The 5735-nt window shown below is 61.9% G+C and carries 4 protein-coding genes; 1 reads left to right on the forward strand and 3 read right to left on the reverse strand.

Features of this window, described 5'->3' with window-relative positions:
- Nucleotides 1-88: 88 nt before the first annotated feature.
- The 3 genes from QMX98_RS31735 to pvdM form a co-directional block, all read right to left on the reverse strand.
- A complete protein-coding gene (locus tag QMX98_RS31735; protein ID WP_077748900.1) occupies nucleotides 89-967 on the reverse strand; it encodes a formylglycine-generating enzyme family protein in 879 nt (292 codons plus the stop codon).
- 136 nt (nucleotides 968-1103) lie between these two features.
- The gene (locus QMX98_RS31740) at nucleotides 1104-2384 is read right to left on the reverse strand and encodes an aminotransferase class V-fold PLP-dependent enzyme (RefSeq protein WP_282411934.1); all 1281 of its coding nucleotides are present in this window, start codon (nucleotides 2382-2384) and stop codon (nucleotides 1104-1106) included.
- Nucleotides 2385-2414: 30 nt separating this feature from the next.
- Complete coding sequence (gene pvdM, locus QMX98_RS31745; protein WP_282411935.1) at nucleotides 2415-3764, reverse strand: pyoverdine-tailoring dipeptidase-like protein PvdM; 1350 nt, start codon at nucleotides 3762-3764, stop codon at nucleotides 2415-2417.
- A gap of 242 nt (nucleotides 3765-4006) precedes the next feature.
- On the opposite strand from pvdM, the gene QMX98_RS31750 reads away from it, so the two are divergent.
- A complete protein-coding gene (locus QMX98_RS31750) occupies nucleotides 4007-5635 on the forward strand; it encodes a PvdJ/PvdD/PvdP-like protein (RefSeq protein WP_102594636.1) in 1629 nt (542 codons plus the stop codon).
- Nucleotides 5636-5735: the final 100 nt, after the last annotated feature.

Raw genomic sequence — 5735 nt, forward strand, 5'->3', positions numbered from 1 at the left:
CGCGAAAGCGGTGAGTCAGCCGACATCAATGTCGACTGTTAAACAGCCTTCGCGAGCAGGCTCGCTCCCACAGGATCGGGATTATGGTTTAGAGATCACGCACGATACGGAAACCTATCCAGTCGCCACGCTCTTGCGGGTACTGGCTGTTGCGGTTGCCGGAGCGGGAGAACACTGGCGCTTCACCCCAGTCGTTGCCGCGAATGCGCACCGCTTCGCAGTTGGGTTCTACCCAGGCACTGCCATCGGTGGGCGCGCCGACGTAGTTGGGGTGTTCGCAGTCTTCGACCCATTCGTAGACATTGCCGTGCATGTCGTACAGGCCGAACGCATTCGGTGCATAGCTGCCGACCGGCGAGCTGTAGCTGTAACCGTCCGCCGGGCCGTAGGTGTTGGCGTGTTGGCTGATGCTGTATTCCTTGCCTTCATCGAACGGGAAGGGGAACGGACCCTTGGTGCCGCCGCGCGCGGCGTATTCGCGTTGAGCTTCGCTGACCATGTGGTACTTCTGCCCGGTCTTCTTCGAGAGCCAGGCGACGTAGTTCTTCACGTCATCGAAATTCATGCACACCGCCGGCTGACGCGGGCCTTGCGGGTAACGCGGTTTGCTGGCGACGCACTCGCGACCCGGTCGGGTATCGCCATTGGCGATGGTCACGCCACTCTCGCGCACGTAGCTGTCCCATTCACCGGCGGTGACCTGGAAGCGGCTCATGGCGAAGGGTTTGGCGAAGGTCACCTCGTGCATCGGGCTTTCGTCGGGCTCGCGACCGACTTCATCGTCCGGCGTGCCCATGGTGAACGTACCGGCAGGCAGCACGACCATTTCCGGGCAATCGCGGCAGTCCTTGAATACTTTGCCGGGTTGCGGGGTGGTGGCCGCCTGGGCGGTGGTTGGCAGCAGACCGGCGAGGAGGGCGGACAAGGCGAGGGCCTTGAGAGGCACGGTTAATAGATCTCGGTTCATTTGTCGTCTCGATTTAAAGAAAACTGGCGTCTCTGTGGCGAGGGCGCTTGCTCCCGCTGGGCAGCGAAGCGGCCCCACAGAAAGGGACTGCTGCGCAGTCCAGCGGGAGCAAGCTCCCTCGCCACAAGGGGCCGCATCAGACGGTTTTGCTCAGCAAGGCCATGACGCGGTCGATTTGGTTTTCGGTGTTGAGCAGGCCGGGTGCGATGCGGATCACCGGGCCGACGTCGCGGTCCACCGAGTCGCAAACCACGCGGTTTTTCATCAACTGGACTGCGATTTTTTCGCAGTCGCGGTCCTTGACCCGGAAGAAGGTGAACCCGGCCGACAGGTCCGGGCTCCTGGGCGTGACCAATTCAATCTGCGGGTGTTCCAACAGCCGGTTTTTCGCATAGGTATTGAGGGCGTGAATGCGCGCCTGGACCTCGGCCTTGCCCAGTTCCAGGTGCAGCTTGAACGCCTCGTCCAGGGCCCAGCGATGTTCGAAGCTGTGATAACCGCCGGGGGTCATGATCGTCGAGAACGTGGTCGCTTCGGAGAAGGTCGGAATCGTCGGCGTCACATCCTTGAGCTCGGCCGAACGGGCGCAGATGATCCCGGTGCCGCGCGGGCCGAACATCCATTTGTGGGTGCCAGCGATGAAAAAGTCGCAGTGCATGTCTGGGAAGTCGAGCTCTTCGACGCCGAAACCGTGCACGCCATCGACCACATACAGGATGCGGTCCTTTTCCTCACGATTGCGATTGCGCTCCGCCACCAGCTTGCCGATCTCACCAATCGGCAGCTTCACGCCGCTGCCGGACTGCACCCAGGTCATTCCCAGCACGCGGGTCTCAGGGCGAATGCCTTTGGCAATCGAACCCAGCACCTCATCCGCCGACACGGTGTGGCTGTTCTCGAACAGCTTGAGCTTGCGCACCTTGACCCCGTCCTTTTGCTGGCGATAACCCAGGGCGTAATTGGTGGCGTAGTGTTCGTGCTCGCTGGTGAGGATTTCCTGATCCGGGCGCACATGGATGCCGCCGTAGATCAGCGACAGACCTTCTGTGGTGCTGCCGGTCAGTGCGATTTGCTCAGGCTTGGCCTTGAGGTAATGACCGGCCCAGACGCGCACCGCGTGCTCGCGTTTTTCGGTTTCGCCCAGGTCCCAATCCATTGCCAGCCCCGGGTTGCGGTCGAGGTTGGCGCGGTGGCGTTCAATCGCCTCACGCACCGGCCGTGGGTGGGACGTCACCAGGAAATTGGCGAAGTGCAGGTAGTCCGGATCCTGGTCGAACAATGAACGCAATTGCGCCCATTTGTCCTTGGACAGTGGCGGTGGATTGGCAGCCAGTGCCGGCAGATTCACGGCAGCACTCAGGGGCAGGCCAGCCGCGAGAATACCGGCCTGCTTGAGGAATGAACGGCGGTTAGTCATGAGCTCGGTTCGCTTTTGCAAAAGAGAACATCAGTTTTTTGCCACCGGTCTGGACGACTTCTGCACCTGGTCCCAGACCCGTAGGAAATTCCCGCCCCAAAGCTTGGCGATATCGGCCTCGCTGTAGCCGCGACTGATCAGCTCGGCCGTCACGTTGCGAGCTTCGCTGACATCCTTCCAGCCCTCCAGACCGCCGCCGTCGTTGAAATCGGAACTGATGCCGACGTGGTCGATACCGATTTTTTTCACCGCGTAATCAATCGCGTCGCCGTAGTCCTTGAGGGTGGCTTTCGGTTCTTCGTCGACGATGGCGTAGAGCTGGCTGGCGTACTCGCCGAAACGTTGTTCGGACCAGACGGTGATCACCGGGTCGCCCGGCATCAGCGCCATCTCCAGGCCTTGCAGCGGTTGCAGGTCGAAGCGTGCGCGCAGGGCGTTGAGTTTGTCTTGGGTGGCCTGGCTCAGCGGACGGATGTAGGTCGGGAAGCCGACAATCTGCACCACGCCGCCGCTTTTCTTGATCAGCTGCATTTCCTGGTCGCTGAGGTTGCGCGGGATGTCCACCAGGGCACGCGGTGCCGAGTGCGAGGCGACCATCGGCGTGCGGCTCAACTGGGCGACTTGCTCCAGGGCTTTGGTCGACATCTGCGACACGTCGATGATCACGCCCAGATCGTTGAGACGATGCACCGCTTGTTTGCCGATCTCCGACAGGCCCCCAAGGGCGTCGCGCGAATCATTGAAGAACGGCAGCGGTCGGGACGAATCCGCCCAGGCGTTGTTACCCACGTAACTGAAACCGAACATGCGCATGCCACGAGCGGCCCACGTGTCCAGCGCGGTCAGGTCGTCGCCCAGCGGGTAGGCGTTGAGCATGCTCATGAAGATCGCGAACTTGCCTTCGCCGTGCAGGCGACGGAAATCGTCCGGGGTGTAGGCAATGGCAACCTGGTTGGGGAAGTCGCGAACCATCGTGCTGATGATTTTGTAGCGGGTTTCCTGCTCGAACCGGGCTTCGTCGACGAAGCCGGCGGTGGGGCGATGCGGGGCGTTGGCGCCGTTCCAGATTTCCGGCCAGCCGAAAATCGTCAGGGCCGCGCCGGACAAGCGACCGCGGCCGGTCTTGACCAGGTCGAATTGCCCGGTGCCGTCCTTGTCCGCTTCATTGCCGGCGGTGCCGAAGTCCAGCGGTACGGTGACGTGGCTGTCGAACGAGAGGATGCGCTCTTGCAACTCATCGGCCTGTTTCATCACCTTGGCCGGGTAGCCTGGATTGTCCTTGAACCAGTAATCCCAGGCCGCATAGCCTGCCCCGGCACTGATCGCCAGGGCCAGCGGCAGGCCGATGTAGAGAGCCTTTTTCGAACGTGGTTTTGTCATTGCCATCTCAGTCAGGTTCGTCGCCCCGGTGCGGGCGCAGGGGCCTTTGCTATCTGGGAAGAACGAGTGGTCCGGTTGGAAATTTAGTGGGACTGATGGCCTCTTCGCGGGCAAGCCTCGCTCCTACGGGTTAATGCAGGACCTGTAGGCGCGAGGCTCGCCCGCGAAGCTTTTAAATTTTTGCAGGCAACAAACGTTCTAGCTTGGATAAAGCCTGCTTCATGGCTGACACAGGTAGGGCAATGACGATTTCTCGACGATGGTTCATGGCAGGCCTGGCGCTCACCGGCGCCGCCGTGCCTGCGGCTTTTTATGGGCATCGCGAATGGACGAAACCGGATCCGACGATCACCCCCGGCGAAGCTTCATTCGATGTGGCGGATGTCGCCGGCCAGCAGTTGGCGAACACCTTGCGTGGCGTCTGGCAGATTCGTTTCGAAGGGCGTGACGCCGGTATCGAAGGCTTGCCACGGGACGGGCTGGAAGTGTTTCTCGACGTCGGCCACAAAGGTCGCGGCCTGATCGGATTCCTCGACACCGCCCAGCGTTTACGCTCCAGCGATGAGCCGCGCTACCGGGTGCTGGGCGATCTGGCAGAAGCCAAACCGGCCGAGCTGAGCTGGCGGCTGGTCAGTGCCACCGCCGCCAGCGGCACGCCAGATTACGAATTCAGCATGTCGCTGGACGAAGTCTGGGCCGGTTTCGGCAACGCAGGCAGCGGCACCCTCAGTGGCCGGGTGTTGAACCTCGATCGCCCGTTGATGATGACCGCGCAAGACAATCGCTTCATCGCGGTCAAGCGGGTGTTTCCCGAAGCTCGCGAGCGAACCGGTCTCAACGCGCCGCTGCTGGCGTGGCTGGTGTCCGCCGAACATCGGCTGTTTCACCAGCTCTGGCATGCCTCCCGGGACAAGTGGCACACCCTCTCCGAAGACAAGCGCAACGCCCTGCGCGGTATCGGCTGGCAGCCCGGCCCGCGGGACAAGGAGCGTGATGCCCGTGGCGCGCGAAAGGATCGCAACGGTTCAGGCGTGGACTTCTTCTTCATGCACCGGCACATGCTGGGCACGGCGCGTTCGATGCAGGATTTGCCGTCATGGCAGCATTTTCCACTGCCGCAGCCGGAACTGGCCCGGGATCGCATCGGTTTCGCCAATTACTGCGACAACCATGACGGCACCGCATTGCCACCGACCTGGCAGGCCGACGACGATGCCGAATATTCGCAATGGGTCAGCGACATCAAGACCGCTGAGACGTATCACAGCAACTTCCAGGTCTGGGAGTCGCGCTATCGGGATCCGCGTTATCTGTCGAAACTCACCCTTGGGCAGTTCGGTTCAGAGGTCGAACTGGGGCTGCACGACTGGCTGCACATGCGCTGGGCGTCGGTGCCGCGTGATCCGTCCAATGGCCAGCCGGTGCCGTTCGCGAGGGATCCGGCGGACTTTTCCGCGCGCTGGTATGCGCCGGAAAACGACTTCCTCGGCGACCCGTTTTCATCCCACGTGAACCCGGTGTTCTGGCATTTTCACGGCTGGATCGACGATCGCCTGGAAGACTGGTTTCGCGCCCACGAGCGTTTTCATCCGGGGGAGGTGAGTCGGCTGGAGGTCAACGGTGTGGCGTGGTTTGCGCCGGGGCGCTGGGTCGAGGTGGCTGATCCGTGGCTGGGGCCGAGCACCCATGGTTGCAGCACGACGCCGGGGTTGCAGATGGGCAAGTCGGTCGAGATGGACCCGGAAACCATGAAACTGGCGTTGCGCATCACCTTTGGTGAAGACGATAAAAAGCTGGCGGACCTGTTCCGCAAAGTGCCGCAGCGGCCTTGGTATGCGCGGCATTTGAAGGCCAGGCCGATTACCAGCTAAACCGATAGACCGGGTTATCGTTCTTCGCGGGCAAGCCTCGCTCCTACAAGGGCATCATATGTACCTGTAGGAGCGAGGCTTGCCCGCGGAGCGGCCCTCA

The sequence above is a fragment of the Pseudomonas sp. PS02303 genome, from assembly GCF_029959925.1.
Classification (GTDB): domain Bacteria; phylum Pseudomonadota; class Gammaproteobacteria; order Pseudomonadales; family Pseudomonadaceae; genus Aquipseudomonas; species Aquipseudomonas mandelii.

What these genes read in the sequence shown, in the direction of transcription:
- QMX98_RS31735 (WP_077748900.1), bottom strand. Translation starts at nt 967, where the DNA reads ATGAACCGAGATCTATTAACCGTGCCTCTCAAGGCCCTCGCCTTGTCC.
- QMX98_RS31740 (WP_282411934.1), bottom strand. Translation starts at nt 2,384, where the DNA reads ATGACTAACCGCCGTTCATTCCTCAAGCAGGCCGGTATTCTCGCGGCT.
- pvdM (WP_282411935.1), bottom strand. Translation starts at nt 3,764, where the DNA reads ATGACAAAACCACGTTCGAAAAAGGCTCTCTACATCGGCCTGCCGCTG.
- QMX98_RS31750 (WP_102594636.1), top strand. Translation starts at nt 4,007, where the DNA reads ATGACGATTTCTCGACGATGGTTCATGGCAGGCCTGGCGCTCACCGGC.